Annotated in this window: 14 protein-coding genes and 1 pseudogene; 9 read left to right on the top strand and 6 right to left on the bottom strand. The window is 60.6% G+C overall.

Translation table 11 applies throughout. The annotated features are described in order from the left end of the window. The 3 genes from FXB40_RS12220 (at window position 1) to FXB40_RS47840 (ending at window position 2,505) form a co-directional block, all read left to right on the top strand. A complete protein-coding gene (locus FXB40_RS12220) occupies window positions 1-1,545 on the top strand; it encodes a DHA2 family efflux MFS transporter permease subunit (protein WP_148772448.1) in 1,545 nt (514 codons plus the stop codon). Between the two features lie 39 nt (window positions 1,546-1,584). Further along, entirely contained in the window at window positions 1,585-2,058 is a 474-nt protein-coding gene (locus FXB40_RS12215) for a phosphate-starvation-inducible PsiE family protein (RefSeq protein ID WP_148772447.1), read from the top strand. Between the two features lie 72 nt (window positions 2,059-2,130). Continuing rightward, window positions 2,131-2,505, top strand: coding sequence for a hypothetical protein (locus FXB40_RS47840; RefSeq protein WP_187436826.1), 375 nt, complete (start codon window positions 2,131-2,133; stop codon window positions 2,503-2,505). A gap of 419 nt (window positions 2,506-2,924) precedes the next feature. Here FXB40_RS47840 and FXB40_RS12205 read toward each other — a convergent pair whose 3' ends face one another. After that, a complete protein-coding gene (locus FXB40_RS12205) occupies window positions 2,925-3,734 on the bottom strand; it encodes an SDH family Clp fold serine proteinase (RefSeq protein WP_246207560.1) in 810 nt (269 codons plus the stop codon). Between the two features lie 19 nt (window positions 3,735-3,753). Here FXB40_RS12205 and FXB40_RS47835 point away from each other — a divergent pair, with 19 nt between their 5' ends. Continuing rightward, the gene (locus FXB40_RS47835) at window positions 3,754-4,110 is read left to right on the top strand and encodes a hypothetical protein (protein WP_187436830.1); all 357 of its coding nucleotides are present in this window, start codon (window positions 3,754-3,756) and stop codon (window positions 4,108-4,110) included. Here the strand turns inward: FXB40_RS47835 and FXB40_RS50375 are convergent. Together FXB40_RS50375 and FXB40_RS47830 are read right to left on the bottom strand one after the other, a co-directional pair. Then, entirely contained in the window at window positions 4,020-4,286 is a 267-nt protein-coding gene (locus tag FXB40_RS50375) for a DUF2188 domain-containing protein (RefSeq protein ID WP_430647142.1), read from the bottom strand. The two genes, FXB40_RS47835 and FXB40_RS50375, sit on opposite strands and share 91 nt — an antisense overlap. A gap of 369 nt (window positions 4,287-4,655) precedes the next feature. After that, window positions 4,656-4,796: a hypothetical protein gene (locus FXB40_RS47830; RefSeq protein ID WP_187436824.1), complete on the bottom strand. Its 141-nt coding sequence runs from the start codon at window positions 4,794-4,796 to the stop codon at window positions 4,656-4,658. On the opposite strand from FXB40_RS47830, the gene FXB40_RS12195 reads away from it, so the two are divergent. After that, window positions 4,789-5,472, top strand: a complete 684-nt coding sequence (locus FXB40_RS12195) for a dienelactone hydrolase family protein (protein WP_148772443.1) — start codon at window positions 4,789-4,791, stop codon at window positions 5,470-5,472. The genes FXB40_RS47830 and FXB40_RS12195 overlap by 8 nt on opposite strands. Before the next feature lie 273 nt (window positions 5,473-5,745). Further along, window positions 5,746-6,270: a DedA family protein gene (locus tag FXB40_RS12190; RefSeq protein WP_148772466.1), complete on the top strand. Its 525-nt coding sequence runs from the start codon at window positions 5,746-5,748 to the stop codon at window positions 6,268-6,270. 198 nt (window positions 6,271-6,468) lie between these two features. On the opposite strand, the gene FXB40_RS12185 is transcribed toward FXB40_RS12190, so the two are convergent. Continuing rightward, window positions 6,469-7,143, bottom strand: a complete 675-nt coding sequence (locus FXB40_RS12185) for an HAD family hydrolase (protein ID WP_148772442.1) — start codon at window positions 7,141-7,143, stop codon at window positions 6,469-6,471. A 948-nt stretch (window positions 7,144-8,091) separates the two neighbouring features. On the opposite strand from FXB40_RS12185, the gene clpB reads away from it, so the two are divergent. Continuing rightward, the gene (clpB, locus tag FXB40_RS12180; protein ID WP_148772441.1) at window positions 8,092-10,731 is read left to right on the top strand and encodes an ATP-dependent chaperone ClpB; all 2,640 of its coding nucleotides are present in this window, start codon (window positions 8,092-8,094) and stop codon (window positions 10,729-10,731) included. A 468-nt stretch (window positions 10,732-11,199) separates the two neighbouring features. Here the strand turns inward: clpB and FXB40_RS12175 are convergent. Then, window positions 11,200-11,290: pseudogene (locus FXB40_RS12175) on the bottom strand (IS5/IS1182 family transposase); the annotation flags it as partial. Between the two features lie 135 nt (window positions 11,291-11,425). Here FXB40_RS12175 and FXB40_RS12170 point away from each other — a divergent pair. Beyond that, a complete protein-coding gene (locus FXB40_RS12170) occupies window positions 11,426-14,293 on the top strand; it encodes a hybrid sensor histidine kinase/response regulator (protein WP_148772440.1) in 2,868 nt (955 codons plus the stop codon). 1,191 nt (window positions 14,294-15,484) lie between these two features. Continuing rightward, window positions 15,485-15,637 (top strand): hypothetical protein, encoded by a 153-nt coding sequence (locus tag FXB40_RS12165; protein WP_246207558.1) that lies wholly within the window; start codon window positions 15,485-15,487, stop codon window positions 15,635-15,637. 142 nt (window positions 15,638-15,779) lie between these two features. Here FXB40_RS12165 and FXB40_RS12160 read toward each other — a convergent pair whose 3' ends face one another. Next, a complete protein-coding gene (locus tag FXB40_RS12160; RefSeq protein WP_148772439.1) occupies window positions 15,780-17,006 on the bottom strand; it encodes a DUF1236 domain-containing protein in 1,227 nt (408 codons plus the stop codon). Between the last annotated feature and the right edge of the window lie 413 nt (window positions 17,007-17,419).

The raw sequence follows: 17,419 nt of genomic DNA, 5'->3' as shown, positions 1-17,419 counted from the left end.
ATGGCGAGCACGGCCGTAGAGAGCAGCATCATGAACCGCGGAATGATCACAGCAACCGTGATGCTTGCGACCCTGATGCAGGCGCTTGATACTACGATAGCAAATGTCGCGTTGCCATATATGCAGGGCAGCCTGTCGGCGACGAGCGACCAAATCAACTGGGTCCTGACTTCCTATATCGTTGCGGCTGCGATCGTTACGCCGGCGACGGGCTGGCTCGAAGCAAGGCTCGGCCGCAAGCCATTGTTCCTGACGGCGGTGATCGGCTTCATTGTGACCTCGATGCTCTGTGGGGCGGCCGTGTCGCTAGGACAGATGGTCTTCTTTCGACTGCTTCAAGGTATCTTTGGCGCGCCGCTGGTGCCGCTCTCGCAATCCGTGCTGCTCGACGCTTATCCGCCGGAGCAGCAAGGACAGGCGACCGCGATCTTCGGCCTCGGCGTGATGTTAGGCCCGATTCTCGGGCCGACACTCGGCGGCTGGTTGACCGACTCCTATAGCTGGCGCTGGGTGTTTTATGTCAACCTGCCAGTTGGCGTGCTGTGCGCGCTTGGCATTTTGCTGTTTCTCGGACGGCGCATCGGGCGGCCCCTCGCGCGGCGGCTCGATTGGCTCGGATTTGCGTCGCTCAGCCTGGGCATTGGTGCATTGCAGCTTTTCCTGGACCGGGGCGAGCGCCTCGACTGGTTTGCCTCTCCCGAGATTCAATTGGAAGCCGCGCTTTTCGTGCTTGGCTTCTATCTCTTTACGGTCCACTCCCTGTCAATGGCCGATCCTTTCATTGATCTTGCGCTGTTCCGCGACCGGAATTTTGTCGTCGGGGCCATCCTGATTTTCATCGTTGGTGTCGTGCTGCTAGCGACGCTGTCGATGCTGACGCCCTATCTCGAAAAGCTCATGAACTATCCAGTGCTGACGGCGGGCCTCGTGCTCGCGCCACGTGGTGTCGGGACCATGGTCGCGATGTTGTTGGTCGGGCAGCTCATCCGCCATATCGACGGACGCATCTTAATCGCGACTGGTTTCGGACTGACGGCGCTGTCCCTCTATTTCATGACCGGTTTTACTCCCGACGTATCGCAGGGCACCCTGGTCCGCACCGGTTTACTACAGGGTTTCGGCCTTGGATTCGTTTTCGTACCGCTCGGCACGGTGGCGTTCGGAACCCTTCCCTCAACGTTGCGCACGCAGGGAACCGGGCTCTTCAATTTGATGCGGAATATCGGGGCGAGCATCGGCATTTCCCTGATGAGCTATCTGCTGGTGCGCAATTCAGCCACCGCCCAGGCCGAGCTGGTCGAGCACATTACCCCCTACCGGCAGGTGATACGCGACCATGCCCAGCATTTCGGTCTCGCAACCGTTCAGGGGCGGGCCGCACTAACACAGCTCGTTTCAGCACAGGCAGAAGCTGTCGCGTTCATCGACAATTTCAAGCTGATGATGTTCGTATCCTTGCTGGCGATCCCGCTGGTAATACTGATACAACGTCCACGCCGAGCGCCTGGAAAAGAGAGTCCGCCAGGAAGGCTTGCAGAAGCGTGAGACGCCAGAAGCGTGAGACGCGGCGTGTCGGAGGCCCCGATGTCGATCAAGCAGGAGTTGAAGGATGCGAGAGAACGATTGGGGCTGCTGTCGCTGTATCAACGCTTCGAGTACGTCGTCGTCATGTTCCTCACGGCGTTGATCGCCGTCATCATCGTCGCCGCGCTGTGGACGCTGACCTTGAAGATTTTGTTTGGCCTGGTTCTCGCTGGAGGATTCGATCCATCCGACTACTCTGCGTTTCAGGCTGCATTCGGCATGATCCTGACGGTGATCATTGCACTCGAGTTCAAGAAAACGCTTCTGGTGGTTGCCGAGCGCCGTGATACTGTTGTCCAGATACGCTCGGTCGTGATGATCGCGTTATTGGCTATCTGCCGGAAGGTCATCATCCTCGATCTCACAGAGACGGACGCGCTGCACATCTTGTCGCTGGCGGCGGCGATCGTCGCGCTCGGCGTTATCTATTGGCTGATCGGTCGTCGCGATCCGGCGGAGGAGGAGATCGCCTGACGATAGGGAGTACGAGGCGCTATCAACTGCTGACGAAAACCGGCAGTTTTTGGAGCGCACTACGGCCGACGGTTGCGTGAGCCCGATTTTCCTGCCGCGGCACGATTCTTCCACGGAGCGAGAGCGACGATCGTCAAGGCGACCGCCGCTGGCGATGGCAACGAGAAATGGGATTTGACAATCAAATCACCTCCGTTGCTGCCGGCGACGCGCCATGCCATGCACGGCGCGTCGCCGGTATCATCCGAAGAGCTAGCTGCGGATCGTTACCGCGAAGGCCGGTCCGAGGTATTGGTCGTCGATCCGCCGGTATTCGATCCCGTGGTGCTCGAATCCGTCGTGGAACTGTCCATGACGATCTGCGTGACGAGCTTGTTGTCAGGATCGATCAGCACGATCCGGTCCGGCAGTTTGACGAAGAGAAGGTTCTTGGTCTCGGGAACCTGATCGCTAACGGTACCTGGCACCGACTGCGCTGACATGGAATCGGGAACTTTATTGCCAACCTGCGGTTGCTCGCCGGACGGCGCGGGCTGTGATGGCGAAGACGCGAGTCCCTGGCTGACAGCCTGTTGCTGACTTGCCGTCAAATTGGGGTGAACGTCGCCAGACGCCCGCTGGGCGGCGGCGAAGCTTACGCTACCAAGAAGCGCAACGGCGATCGCGCCTCCGCGAATTAGTTGGTGCATGATCGTCTCCTGAATAGACTGAGGGGTTCGGATCAGCCGAGGCGGTCGAGGATGTCACGACACTCGAGCCGCTTGGTGATCAGGCATTTATACATGTGACAAAGCCGGGCACGTTGACTGCCGTCAAGATCACACTTGAGAATTGATAGGATGAGTTGATCGTTCGACTTGGGTGCGTTACGGAACCCGCGGCGATCCGAACGCATCCATCTTCGGTCCTCCCGATCCGCGCCGCTCGACCGGCAGGTACTCCACGCCGCCGCCGCTTTGCATTCGGACGGGTTGCGGATAGAGCTTGAGCAGCTCGAGGACGTTGTGCGGCATGTCGGTGCTCACGGGCAAGCCGAGCGAAGTCGCGACGGAGGCCCATATCGGATAGTCGTGGGTCCATGTGCCGGAGGTTAGGGTGTCTGCCACGGCACCGGCTTTCTCCGCGGACAGTCGACGGGTCAGCAGCTCGCATGCGGCTTGTTTGACCTGCGTGATCGCCTTGCGGCCGACGTCGGCCATGATCAACGTCCGGTCGTCGACCTTTGCAATCGGCTTGTCTGCCAAGACCTTGATCAGCGAGGCGGCCGGTGAGTCCCCGAGTTGCGGATCGATCGGGCCCAGCATGGAATGCTTGCTCATGACGATTTCGTCGGCGGCGAGTGCGATCAGCGTACCGCCCGACATGGCGTGGTGCGGCACAAAGACGGTGACCTTTGCCTTGTGCTCCCGTACCGCTTTGGCGATCTGCAGTGCGGCCAGGACGAGTCCGCCCGGAGTATGAAGCACGAGGTCAATCGGCACATCGGCGTCCGTCATCTGGATGGCGCGCATCACGTCCTCGGAATCGTTGATGTCGATGTAGCGCGCAAGCGGAAAGCCGAGAAACCGCATCGTTTCCTGGCGGTGCACCAGCAGGATCACCCGGGACTGTCGCTCGCGCTCGATCTGCGAAATCTTGCGCACCCGCAAGACTTCGAGAAACTGCTGCCGCAGCATCGGCTGGAGCGCGGAGAATATGAAGAACATCCAGACAATATCGCCTATCGACATGGTGTCCTCCTCAGCGGGCCGAACGCCGGTTGGTCGTAACGGCTACGGCATAAGGCAAAATGCGGCTCCGCGTGCAGAGCATAGAGATGTCATCTTCATCGGAATTCGCGCTGCGAACATTGAGCGCCGTCGTGCCGAGCGCCATGATCGTTGTCAATATTTCGTGGCTCAAGGCGGCACAAATTGGCCTTCGCGTCGCATTGTAATTGATGCCTCTTCCAACAGAGGCGCTTACCATTTTCTTAAGCCGACCGAACCGAACAATCTGGCGAGCCATCCCCTCTCAAAAGTAGTACTACTGGTTCTTCCATCAGGGAGATGAACGACGAGCCTGGTCCCCAATTCCCGCGCAGTTGCTTGCGCGGCAAACTCGGCGTTTTCCCTGGTCGGATAGTGGCCGAGCTCGCACCCCTTGTCGTCGCGAACGACCCAGTCGTCGAAATTGTCGTCGGGAACAACGTGAACGGCCGCAACCACAGGGGGAACTCCGTACCACATACTACGATACTGCAATATCGAAGAAGGCACCCTGATAAAGATCAATTTCGTGCCCGCGTGAGAAAATTATGCGAAATTGATGATGATTATCGAGGAGGAGGCCGATCCGGTCCGTCGAGTTTCCGATCGCGGCGGGGAAGGTCGCTCTCGGATTCTTGCGCGCGATGCTTATGGAATTTTCGCTGCAAGAGGGCTGATTGCGAGCTTCGCAATCAGTTCGCGGTCTCCTGCTTGCACGCGAAGCTGTTCTGGCTGTTCTCCAACGGGTGCCGGCTCAGTTTCGTGATGATACTCTGCCGGGAAGCTAGACGATCATCACTCCATTGACGGACGTCATGGTCGGGCGAGCCCTTGTTGGGCAAAGCTCTTTCAAAAGCTTGCGGCGAACCAAGGCGTGTTGCTCGCGATCAGTGCCAATTCGCAAGGCAAGCGGCGTTTTGGTTCGAGCGGATAGCGGGAGAGATAGCGGTCGCCGCAGCGCCCTCCAGAAAGGAAAGTGACGATGCGCAATCCTGCCGCTCTAGCGATTGAAGACCAGTTGGTAGCCGTCCCAGCGGGCTCGCAATCGCTTTACGGCAAGCTGACGGTGCCGCTAGAATCCAGCGGCCTTATTCTCTTCGCGCAAGGTAGCAGCAGTGGCCTTCACAATCCTCGCAGTCGCTACCTAGATCGCTATATGGAGCGTCTGCTCAACGAGTCCAATCTTGCGACTCTCCTTGTTGATTTGCTGACGGTCGAGGAGCAGGAAATAGACCTACGCACGAAAAGGTTGCGGCTCAACATTGCGCTGCTCGCCGAACGGCTGATTGGTGTGGCCGACTGGCTCGCGCAATACCCGGATACAAAGGGCCTACGGCTCGGCTATTTCGGAACTGACACCGGCATAGCGGCAGCATTGGAAGCGGCGGCCGTACGTTCCGATCAAGTTGGTGCGATCACGTCGCGAGGAGGCCGTCCCGATCTCGCCGGGGCTGCCTTGGTGCGCGTCAGCGCACCGACGTTGCTCATAGTAGGCGGAAACGACCTTGAGGCGGTTAAGCCGAACCGGGAAGCGTTCAAGAAGCTGAAATGCGAAAAGCAATTCGCCCTCGTGCCAGGCGCAACACGTTTCTTCGAAGAGCCCGTTGCGCTGGACGAAGTGGCAGCGCTAGCGCGTCGATGGTATTACAGACACCTCGTTGGGTGAACTCGATCCGCCAAGAGGGGGCAAGGGATCGGTTGAACTACCGTTTCGGAGCCGCTGCGTGAAGCCTGGACGCGAAACTTCTAGAGACGGAGTTCTCGCAGGCCGCTAACGTCAGGAACGTCGAGACCAAGTTACCGACTACTCGACAGCGAGTTCAGCCAAGTCGCACAAAGCGAGGGCGACCGCATGCGGAGCTATTTGTCAGTCTTGATAACTGCTATCCCATTAACACCTTCTCATAATTCTGTAGATGCTTGGTTGATGCGAATGCCGATGGAATCTTACGCACAGCAAATCATCGACTTCGTGCGTCAGAACGAGGCCTGGGCACCGCCGATTGTTTTCGCGCTCGCTTTCGGTGAGTCGCTGGCATTCATCTCGATGTTGGTTCCGGCTTGGGCTGCGTTGATCGCGATTGGCGGGCTGGTCGGCGTGAGCGAGATCAAGTTCTGGCCGATCTGGGTCGCCGCCTCGATGGGCGCGGGCCTCGGCGATTGGGTATCCTACTGGATCGGCTTGAAACTGGGGAAGGCCATCTACCACAGGTGGCCTTTCTCCCGGCATCCGCATCTCATTTCGAAGGGGGAGTCCTTCGTAAAGAAATGGGGCGTGTCCGGCGTCTTCATCGGTCGCTTCTTCGGCCCATTGCGCGCAGTCGTTCCACTTGTCGCCGGCATCTTCGCCATGCCCTATTGGCCCTTTCAGGTCGCCAATTTCGCTTCGGCATTCCTGTGGGCAGCCGTCGTGCTGCAAATTGGCAAATTCGGATCGGAGGCCCTGACTTGGCTCTGGGAGTAGGCGGCAACAATTACGGCTCCCAAGAGCGCTGCAATAGAGAATTCAATGCGAGAAGTCCGGTCCGTTCAGGCTGCCGCGGGCCGGTGGCCGCTGCTCGTGAGCAGGTCGGAGGAGGTGACGTGGTTAGAGGTTCCGCGGCTATGCCAGGAAGGTGCGTGAGGTATCTTGAACGTGGCCGCGTGGCTGCGCGTGCAGGCGTCATCGACGGCCTCCAACCTCGTCGACATGCCTCAACAGATCGGCCGGATCATCGTAAACGCGGATTGCACCGGATTGCCTCAACTCGTCTTGCCCATAGCCACCGCTCAAAAGACCGACACCCAGGGCCCGGCATCGCATTGCTGCCAGCATGTCCCAGACACTATCACCGACAACCACTGCTGTTTCGATAGGTGCTTCCAGTCGGGCGGCGGCCGCGAGAAACAGGTCCGGATCGGGTTTGGCATATTTGACCTGATCGCGCGTCACCACCGGGATCCTGTCTGGATCGACGCCGAGCGCGGCCAAATTGACAGCTGCGGTTTCCATGCGGCCGCTGGTCGCAATCGTCCACGGAATTTCGGCCTCCGACAACCACGACAGCAATTCTCGCGCTCCCGGCAGAGGCCGGATATATCTGGCCTGCTGACGGTACGCGGCGGCGTGGCCCTCGCGCAGCCGTTCCGCGCGCTCATCGCTAATCTCGAACCCGGTCTCGCGCAGAAGCTGGTCGGTGAACAAGCCGCCGCTCATGCCGATCTTGCGATGGATGCGCCAGACCGATAGCTCAATACCTTCAGCGTCAAGCGCGCGCTTCCAGGCAAGGACGTGTTGGTACACGCTGTCCACCAGCGTTCCATCAAGGTCAAATATAAAGACGGGCTCGATACGCATCGACTTCTCCTTGTTCGATAGCATTGTCATCTGCAATGACCGAGCATCTTCGATTTGGCGGTGCCAGCGAGCGGCAATCTTCGGCCTTGGCAATCAACCGCCGTTCAGGCAGCGAAGACAAAGGTCACCACAGCGCAACTACTCCGACCAGATAGCGATTTTGCTGACAGTACGGCGCCGAGAATGGCCACCGCCGCACCTGACGTGCTCAGGATATCAGTTGTGAGGCATGCCATGGACAGCCAGCGCTCGCTTAACGTCGTCGCCAGCCCCGTTCGAGACCGATCAACAGCCCGATGCCGAGCGCGGCCGCGAGATCAGCCCTTGGACGTCCTTGGACGGGTCCATGTCCAGACTGTTCTAGGCGCGACCATTGCGCCGCTCGGTAATGACAACCAGCGTTCGACCGGGTCTCCTTGGTTGCGACAGCGCAAAATCCATCATTTACGGAAATCTAGGGGCTGCCGCATCGCGAGCACCTTGATTGACGTCAGCTTTCTTGAGGGTCTTCAGCGGCCAATATCATTGTCGGCCGCCCGGTGCAGCACATCGCGATGCGGATCGTGCGCCCGCAAGCACGGTATGCAGGCTGTACTACTACGGCCCCGCCGCCGACCGTGTAACAGGCAAAGCTTTCGGGAAGGGTCATGGAGGTCAACGCGCTGTGGGTCCGGCCTGGACGATCGAAAAACAGGACGTGGAGCGTAAAGGTCTCCACACAATCGGATGCAATTCCCTCATTCAACCGGCGCGCCGAGCTAGAGATACTGACCTGGCTGGTAGCCGTCGGAGAGCGGCACCGCTGCGGCGGGGGGGGGGACCCGGCTATACCAAATGAGGTCGACGACCACCGGCCGTTGACCGATATCAACGCGGCCGGGCGGAAACTCAATAATGATATTAGGGAGTGCCTTCGGGCTTGAGCGGCGGGCTGAAGGAAGCAAACCGATGAATATCGAGAAATATACCGAGCGGTCGCGTGGCTTCATCCAGTCGGCGCAATCGCTTGCCATGCGCGAGGGCCACCAGCAGTTCTCGACACTGCATGCGTTGAAAGTGCTGCTGGACGACGATGAGGGGCTGGCGAGCGGCCTGATCGACCGAGCCGGCGGCAACTCCCGCGCCATCCTGAAGGCCACGGAGGAGGCGCTGAACAAATTGCCAAAAGTGTCCGGCGGCGGGGCCGGACAGGTCTATCTTGCGCCGGAACTTGCGCGCGCCTTCGATGCCGCCGAGAAGGCGGCCGAAAAGGCCGGCGACAGTTTTGTAACCGTCGAGCGGCTGCTGCTGGGCCTTGCGATGGACAAGAACAGCGAAGCCGACGGTATTTTGAGCAAGGGCGGCGTCACGGCGCAGAATCTTAACGCTGCGATCGAGTCCCTGCGCAAGGGCCGTACCGCGGATTCCGCCACGGCCGAGAACGCCTATGACGCGCTGAAGAAATATGCCCGCGACCTGACGCAGGCTGCGCGCGACGGCAAACTCGATCCAGTCATCGGCCGCGACGAGGAGATCCGCCGCACGATTCAAGTGCTCTCCCGCCGCACCAAGAACAATCCCGTGCTGATCGGCGAGCCCGGCGTCGGCAAGACCGCCATCGTCGAGGGGCTGGCGCTGCGCATCGTCAATGGCGACGTGCCCGAGAGCCTGAAGGACAAGAAGCTGCTCTCGCTCGACATGGGCGCGCTGATTGCCGGCGCGAAATACCGCGGCGAGTTCGAGGAGCGGCTGAAGGCCGTGCTGCAGGAGGTCATCTCCGCTGAAGGCAGCATCGTGCTGTTCATCGACGAAATGCACACGCTGATCGGCGCCGGCAAGGCCGATGGCGCGATGGATGCGTCCAACTTGCTGAAGCCCGCGCTGGCGCGCGGCGAATTGCACTGTATCGGCGCCACCACGCTCGATGAGTACCAGAAACATGTCGAGAAGGATGCGGCGCTGGCGCGGCGCTTCCAGCCGATCTATGTCAGCGAGCCCACGGTCGAGGACACGATCTCGATCCTGCGCGGCCTGAAGGACAAATACGAGCAGCATCACGGGGTGCGCATCACTGACTCCGCGCTGGTGGCGGCCACAACGCTGTCCAACCGCTACATCACCGACCGCTTCCTGCCCGACAAGGCCATCGACCTGATGGACGAGGCGGCGGCGCGGCTGAAGATGCAAGTCGATTCCAAGCCGGAAGAGCTCGATCTGCTCGACCGCGACATCATCCGCCTCAAGATCGAGCAGGAGGCGCTGAAGAAGGAAAGCGATCCGGGTTCCAAGAGCCGGCTGCAGACGCTGGAAAAGGAGCTCGCCGATCTCGAAGAGAAGTCGGCGGCGCTGACGGCGCGCTGGAGCAAGGAGAAGAACAAGCTCTCAGATGCGGCGAAACTGAAGAGCGAGCTCGATGCCTTGCGCATTGAACTCGCCAACGCGCAGCGCCGCGGCGAATTCCAGCGCGCGGGGGAGCTCGCCTATGGCAGGATCCCGGAGCTGGAGAAGAAGCTGGCCGAGATCGAGGAGAACGAGGCGCCCGGCGAGATGATGGAGGAGGCGGTCACCGCCAACCACGTCGCGCAGGTGGTGTCGCGCTGGACCGGCGTTCCCGTCGACAAGATGCTGGAAGGCGAAAAGGACAAGCTGCTGAAGATGGAGGAGGCGCTCTCCAGGCGCGTGATCGGCCAGGCCGAAGCCGTGCGCGCGGTGGCGACCGCCGTGCGACGTTCGCGCGCGGGGCTACAGGACCCACACCGGCCGACCGGCTCGTTCATGTTCCTCGGCCCCACCGGCGTCGGCAAGACCGAGTTGACCAAGGCACTCGCGGAGTACCTGTTCAACGACGAGACCGCGATGGTCCGCCTCGACATGTCCGAATACATGGAGAAGCACTCCGTCTCCCGTCTGATCGGCGCGCCTCCGGGCTATGTCGGCTACGACGAGGGCGGCGCGCTCACCGAAGCGGTGCGGCGGCGTCCGTACCAGGTCGTGCTGTTCGACGAGATCGAGAAGGCCCATCCCGATGTGTTCAATGTGCTCTTGCAGGTGCTCGACGACGGCCGCCTGACCGACGGTCAGGGCCGCACCGTCGACTTCCGCAACACCCTGATCATCATGACCTCGAACCTCGGCTCGGAGTTTCTGGTGAACCAGCCGGAAGGCGAGGACACCTCGGCCGTGCGCGACCAGGTGATGGGAATGGTGCGGGCGCACTTCCGCCCCGAATTCCTCAACCGCGTCGACGAGATCATCCTGTTCCACCGCCTGCAAAAGAGCGAGATGGGCCGGATCGTGGAGATCCAGTTCGCGCGGCTTCAGAAGCTCTTGGAGGATCGCAAGATCACGCTGACGCTCGATGCCACCGCACGCGACTGGCTCGCCGACAAGGGCTGGGATCCCGCTTACGGCGCCCGTCCCCTGAAGCGGGTGATCCAGCGCAGCGTGCAGGATCCGCTCGCCGAGATGATTTTGGTCGGCGAAGTCGCCGACGGCGACCGCGTTGTGATCTCGAGCGAAGGCAACGTGCTGACCTTCAATGGCAAGGCGGCGCAGACCGCCGAGGTAGCCCAGTTCGAGGCGCCGCAGGCCAAGCGCAAGCTGCATTAAAGGGGAATGACGTCGTGCTGATCAACGACGCCTCATAGCCGGCCAGCCATGTGTGCGGACGATTAAGCTGAAGTATCCCACCAGGATAGAAGCGAGTGTAGATGTGGGGTAGAGGCGGAACCCGGGGAGGGTGCCCGGGTTCCTAGCCCGCCGGAACAGCATCCTCCCTCCAGGGACCGCTCGGCATGGCCGCCCTGTTATGTTCACAAGCCCGCTGAACGGTCGGTGAACTATTGCGCTTAGGAACTAAGAACGCACAAACAATTGGTTCGGCAAATCGGCGAGCAACTATCATCCGCGTGCGGTGGCCGGCTTTGCGACGATAAGCGATTTCCGCCAGCCGCCAAGTCGACTATCGTCTCGAGCACCCCGGTCATCACAGAAGTACGTTTTTGAGGCCGCGCCATTGCGGCGCGGCCATGAACACGTTCTGGTGGAGCAAGGCGCTGAGGAGAACCGAACACAGCCAGTTATCATGCGCCTCACCGGGCGTGAGCGCGAGATGGACCGGTAGCCCGTTGGTGTCCACCCCCGCGTGTATCTTGCTCGTGAGACCTCCTCAAGAGCGACCCATAATTAAGGGGCACCAAGCCAACCCACCTGCATGAAGGTACTTTTTGATGCTTGATTGCCTGGGCTAATCTATCGTACTTCAGGACATTGGTGGCCTGTTCCCCAGCCCGTGAAAGGCCCAGTGAGCAAGGACCTTCACCTAGGACGATCAGCTTGGCCGTCCAGCGGCGGCGAGATGGGTTCGCGCGTTCGCGCGTTCGATTGGGAGAAGACTCCGCTTGGGCCGATTGCCAGTTGGCCCCAGAGCCTCAAGACCACCATTGACCTCATGATGGCATCGCCACTCGCGATGAATCTGATCTGGGGTCCCAAGCGCATCCTAATCTACAATGAGGTCCATCGGGCGTTCATGGGGACGAAGCATCCTCGTGCCTTCGGTCGACCGGGGCGCGAAGTCTGGGGTGGGGTATGGGAGGCGGCTGAAGCGGCGATCCACCGCCGTGTTTTCGCGGGCGAGACCGTTACGCTGGAAGACCATCCCTGGACGCTCCTGCGCAACGGCGGTCCTGAGGAAGCGTTTTTCACGTCGTATTTTACGCCCATCCGCGACGAGACGGGCGCGGTCGTCGCCAATCTGGCCACTGCTTTCGAAACCACCAACGCCGTAAAGGAAAAGGCGGAGCGGGACCAGACCGAACGGGCCTTGCGCAAGAGCGAAGCCAGACTGCGCGAGGTACTCGAAGGGATCGGCGAGGCCTTTTATGCGCTTGATCAGAATCATCGTTTTCTTTACGCAAGCCGCAAGGCACTCGAGACTTGGGACAAGAAGCCCGACGATTTGATAGGCGTCCCGTTTCTCTCAGCGTTCCCGAACGCTGTCGGCACGCCGGACTATGAGGCGCAGCGGCGCGCACTCGAGACAGGCACGGCCCAGCATTTCGAGAGCGCCTCGCCTTTGATTGGGCATTGGTTCGAGGTCGACATTTATCCAACCTCGACCGGCGTTTCTGTTGCGTTCCGAGACATCGATCGGCGTAAACAAGCAGAAGCGTTGCTGCGGGCCAGCGAAGCGCGGCTAAAGGCGGCAGTCGAACTAATCGGCTTATCGCCTTATTCTGGCGACCCTAGGACCGGCGCTCTCGACTGGGATGCACGCCTTAAGGCAATGTGGGGATTACCCGCTGACACCACCGTCGACGCGCCGATGGCTTTCGCGGCCATACACCGTGACGACCAGGCTCAGGTCGCAGCGGCGTGGGAGGCCTCACTCGACCCCGATAGCGATGGCGTTTTCGTGGCCGAGTACCGTGTGCAGGGAATCGAGGATGGCATAGAACGTTGGGTCTCTACCCATGCCCAAAATTTCTTTGAAGGCCGACAGCCTGTCGGGTTCATCGGTGCCATACGCGAGATCACAGAGGAGAAGTATACCGAGGCGCGTCTGCGCGAGAGCGAAGCACGGCTGCAGGCGGCCGTCGATCTCGCGCGGCTCGGCCGCTATGCTTGGAACCCGCAAACCAATGAGTTGCAGTGGGACGACACGTTGCGCGCAATGTGGGGCCTGGCTGCAGGCGCGCCTGTCGATTACGAGGTGTGGAGGGCCGGCGTGCATCCAGACGATCTTGCACGTGTCGAGGCTGCGATCCAGCGGTGCGTCGACCCGCGCGGCGATGGGGTCTACGATATCGAGTACCGGGTCATCGGAAATACGGACGGCGTGGAACGCTGGATCGCGACGCGCGGGCGGACCAATTTCGAGAACGAGGCGCCAGTTGCGTTTTTCGGTATCGCCCTGGAGGTCACCGAGCGCAAACGTATTGAAGAAAGGCTCGAGCGCCGCATTGAAGAACGGAGGCGCGAACTGGAGGAGGCCAACCGGCAGCTCCGCTCTCAAATGGAGAAACGTAAGTTTGCCGAAATCGAGGTCCAGCAGCTGCAGCGGCTCGATGCGATCGGGCAGATCACGTCAGGCGTGGCGCACGATTTCAACAACCTACTCGCAGTCGTACTCACCAATGCGCGTCTGCTCGCTCGCACAATGGAACGCCCTGACGACTGGGAAGGCGTCGAACTCATCCGGACCGCTGCTGACCAGGGCAGGAAGCTCGTTGCGCAACTCCTCGCCTTTTCGCGGAAACAGCAACTTGCGCCCGACGAGGTCGATCTAAACAGCAAGATCGCCGGAATCGGCGATCTGCTCGGCGCCACCTTGGGCGGGACGGTGCACCTCAAAACGATATTTGCACCGGATCTCTGGCCCGCTCTGGTGGATCCAAACCAAATCGAGATGATCGTTCTCAATCTCGCCATCAACGGCAGGGACGCGATGCAGCCGGGCGGCACGCTCACCATCGAGACGTTCAACACCGTCATCGAAAGCGAGTCCTTCCGGCCGGAAGAGCCGTCGCCGGGAGACTACGTGGTTCTCGCCGTCAAGGATACCGGCACCGGTATCCCAGACGATGTCCTGCTGCATGCGTTCGAGCCTTTCTACACGACGAAAGAACCAGGAAAGGGCTGGGGCCTCGGATTGGCGCAAGTCTTCGGTTTTGCCAAACAGTCCGGTGGTGGCGTGCGTATTGAGACTCGCCTCGATCAGGGCACTGCGGTGAAGGTCTTCTTGCCTCGCGCGGGGGGCGACAATGCTGATCACCATGCGGACACCGTTGATGCGAGCAAGCGTCTGCAGGCCACCAAGAGATTTCGTGTTCTGGTCGTAGATGACGAAAAGGCCGTCCTGAGGTCCATGGTTAGGATGCTCGATGTTCTCGGATATGCAACGGTGTCGGTGGAGAGCGGCAGCGAAGCGCTTCGCATGCTCGCAAGCAATCAGGAAATAGATCTCGTTCTCGCGGATTTTGCCATGCCGGAAATGAGCGGCGGCGAGCTTGCGAAAGCGATCCGTGCGATGCAGCCAACTTTGCCAGTCATCCTTATCACCGGCTATATGGATCGCGCCGTCCTGAATGAGTTAAACGACTTGCGAATTATTTTGAAGCCGTTCACGGAAGACGACCTAGTTAACGCGATCGGCGCCGCACTAAAATAGGGCGAGCTTCTGATGTCGTTGATGACCCCTCGCGTCATTTCGCTGCGTCGCGGAATTTGATCGCTATCGGGCATAGCGGACTTTCGCGAGCCGTCGGCTCGGCCGATTTATGCGTTCACGGCACTAATTGAACGATTGCAACAATTGGATGTTGCGTTCGTATAAGGCGTCCGTCCAGTCTCTCGGGATGCGGCTCCCGCCCCGTTCGGTCCTTGAGGAATACTGCGCAGCGCTGGGATTGGAATCATCTCGGATGCCATGGCCTGCTGCGGCTCGAGGCTTGGTCGATGGCCGGCCAAAGTGGCGCATATCATCCACGCCGGTATGTTGGTCGCGTGGACGTTCTCGAGGACTGCGCCGGATTGCGCCCGTCACCGCAATCAGAGGAAAGATCGATACAGGTAGTGGGCAAAAAATGATCCGAATACTCACATCGTACGGCTGGGCGGGCGAAGCTTCTACGTCTTGCACGATCTTCAGGAACTGCAATTCCACCCGGCAAGGCGCGGATTTGACGTGGTCATTTTCAGGCCACTCGCATTGACCACGGATCGAAACAATTGACAGGATCCTCTACCTGAACCCCGCAAGCGCCTGCTGCCCGTCACATTGGCGACTCTGGAACTGACCGCAAGCGGCTTCAGCCCACCATTCACGAGCTTAGTTGCGCCAACTGATCGCACAAACGGCGTGACTTAATTTCGGGAGCTTGTCGAACACCAGCTCACTTCGGCTGCTAAAGCGCTGGCGGAGGCGGAGCAGGGGCATTCGGTGGGCAGCTCGTACTCGTTCGCTGACTGAATATTTCCGCCGCGTTCTCGCAGCGTTCAATCGACCCCAACTCTGATGCAGCGATCTACGAGCGAGAGGAGCCAAGGCACCTGGGTCCAAGGACAAGGACGGGTTTCTCAAGGTGATTGTGCCGGATGAAAGTTTTTCACGAGTCAGAGACGAGAGGTCGATCGGGAATCTTTTCGAGCGAACACGAAAGGCCACCCAAGCGGCACCCACCATCCTTGTATGCGACTTCGGCGCTTTGGGTTGCCTCTGATTTTCTGCCGGCACTGAGCTGGGCCGGGGTAATTGCAATCGGCACTTGGCTGGTAGGCGTTCATCATCCTCAGGGATTTCGCCGAGTACATCGCTAAGCTGCCCAAGGCGGAACTTACCCTGCCGGACGGGCAAGCCGCCATGGAGGCGCTGATCCTGGGAGAGCGGCGGCCCGGTGATGCTGGCGCGGATCGGCGTCATGCGGCATTGAACCACAACCAAGTCCGCAAATTCAATCCGACGCAAAAGGATCCGCACTGGGGCCGGCGCAACTCAAGAGGAATCAGCCATTGACCATTTTCGTCTATGTCAACATCAGCAAGCCGGTCGGCGAAGTCAACCACCAGGGTATCTTCAAACCGGTATGCCGCAGAAACGTGCAGCCCTCACCCCGACCTCTCCCCGTGAAGAACGGGAAGAGGGAGAACGGCCAGCCTCAGTCGATCACCTGGACGATCTTCTGCTGCTGCGGGTCAACCAGCACCACCTCGTCGCCGATGGCGAGATAGCGGTAGTTGGCGAGCTCCGGATGGTTGCGCGCCAGCTCTTCCGGCACCGGCTGCAGCGACAGACAGTTCGACGCGGATGTTCCGCCTCCGCCGGCCGAAGGCGAGGTCGAGCCGACCGTCGTCGAAGAGCTCCGCGCCAATTCTCTGAACCGCACGCGCGTGTCATCGCTGATGACGACACGATCGCGGCCGTAAGCGGCCCTGCTGTAACCCGGTCCGTCGTCGAGAATATCGACGACCTCTCGCCGCCGCGGATCGATAATGGCAACGCGGTTGTCGATCACCGTGTACTCGTAGTCCTTGTATTGCGGCATGATCCGCACGATATCGGGCGGCAACCGGCGCGCCTGTACGTCCCGCGGCAACCGCGTGCCGACATTGACCTGGACATTGAGATTCTGGCTGGTGGCAGTCCTGTCGCGCCGCAGCTGATCGACGACTTGTCTGCGCTGGTCGTCGTTGACCGCGGCCGAGGAAGTCTGGTGGTTTGATTGATCCGGCGCCTGACCGGTCTTCTGGGTCTGTGTGTTGTCGGCTGGCCGCGCGCTCTGCTGCGGCGAGGACTTGGAGGGTTGGGCGGCCAGATCGCGTTGCTCCTTACGATCGCGATCGATCTGCTGCTGGGTCTGCTGCTGCTTCGTATCGGCCGGCCTGGTGGCGTCCTGCGCGCGGTCCTGCTTGGGTTGACCCTCGCGGCCCGGCAGCTTTTCCTCAGCCTGTTGCTTCTGGTCGGCAGCCGGCTTGGTATCCCGGCCCTGCTGCAGGTCCTTCTGCTGCGCCGTGCTCGAGGGCGCGCGCTCGCCACGGCTGGGCTGATCCTGGCTCTGCCGGGTCGGTTCCTTGGACTCGCGGCCCTGCGGCTTCTGCGCCTCCTTGCTGCGCTCGGCCGGCGACGGGGCCTCACCGCGCTGCATGTCCTGGGCGCCGCCCTTCGGCTCGGACTGCGCGTGCTCCTTGATGCGATCAGCCGCCCCGCCGCGATCCATCTCCTTCGACTGGGCGGCCGGATGGTCCATTTCCCTAGACTGAGACGCCGGTGACTGGGCGCGGGGGCTCTCCTCGCGCTTCTGCGAACCTTCCGGCGATTGCGCAATGGCGGGACCGGCGCCAATCACCAACGCCATCGCTGTCGTGTAAAGCCAATTAATCCTCATGGGAGAATCTCCTGTTGGTTTTCCCCCGTCCGTCTCGGATTCGGCAGACTAGGTTGCCGCGTTTGGTTCCACCATGACGACGGTCAACCGGGCCGAGGCGATCCAACGCAGCTCGCTCAAAAGCGGGATCTGCGCTCGCTTGGGTCCATTGGCGCCAGCGTCACCCGTGAGATCGCGATCGCATTCGGCGCGGCGTTCTCGACCACCTGCTGGCCGACGTACGCAAAAGACACGCTGCGTTTTTTCGCTCCACCGGGGAGGGATTATCGTTCGGGCGCGCAACAGTGTAATAGCGGCAGACCGTCTGTGCTGCGCCGAGCGACTTGTCGGATGACGCTCGCCAGGTGCGACCAACTGAGCCAAACCAGATTTGAAGGTTGGAGAGCCGGGTCCGCTCGGTGCCGTAAGAACAA

Origin of the sequence: Bradyrhizobium rifense, from assembly GCF_008123425.1 — a bacterium.
GTDB classification, from domain to species: domain Bacteria; phylum Pseudomonadota; class Alphaproteobacteria; order Rhizobiales; family Xanthobacteraceae; genus Bradyrhizobium; species Bradyrhizobium rifense.
This window is presented reverse-complemented; position numbering and strand designations above follow the sequence as displayed.

Excerpts from the sequence above, each read along its gene's own strand:
- FXB40_RS12220 (WP_148772448.1), top strand. The coding sequence starts at position 1 with ATGGCGAGCACGGCCGTAGAGAGCAGCATCATGAACCGCGGAATGATC.
- FXB40_RS12215 (WP_148772447.1), top strand. The coding sequence starts at position 1,585 with ATGTCGATCAAGCAGGAGTTGAAGGATGCGAGAGAACGATTGGGGCTG.
- FXB40_RS12205 (WP_246207560.1), bottom strand. The coding sequence starts at position 3,734 with ATGCTGCGGCAGCAGTTTCTCGAAGTCTTGCGGGTGCGCAAGATTTCG.
- FXB40_RS47835 (WP_187436830.1), top strand. The coding sequence starts at position 3,754 with ATGAAGAACATCCAGACAATATCGCCTATCGACATGGTGTCCTCCTCA.
- FXB40_RS50375 (WP_430647142.1), bottom strand. The coding sequence starts at position 4,286 with ATGTGGTACGGAGTTCCCCCTGTGGTTGCGGCCGTTCACGTTGTTCCC.
- FXB40_RS12195 (WP_148772443.1), top strand. The coding sequence starts at position 4,789 with ATGCGCAATCCTGCCGCTCTAGCGATTGAAGACCAGTTGGTAGCCGTC.
- FXB40_RS12190 (WP_148772466.1), top strand. The coding sequence starts at position 5,746 with ATGGAATCTTACGCACAGCAAATCATCGACTTCGTGCGTCAGAACGAG.
- FXB40_RS12185 (WP_148772442.1), bottom strand. The coding sequence starts at position 7,143 with ATGCGTATCGAGCCCGTCTTTATATTTGACCTTGATGGAACGCTGGTG.
- clpB (WP_148772441.1), top strand. The coding sequence starts at position 8,092 with ATGAATATCGAGAAATATACCGAGCGGTCGCGTGGCTTCATCCAGTCG.
- FXB40_RS12165 (WP_246207558.1), top strand. The coding sequence starts at position 15,485 with ATGGAGGCGCTGATCCTGGGAGAGCGGCGGCCCGGTGATGCTGGCGCG.
- FXB40_RS12160 (WP_148772439.1), bottom strand. The coding sequence starts at position 17,006 with ATGAGGATTAATTGGCTTTACACGACAGCGATGGCGTTGGTGATTGGC.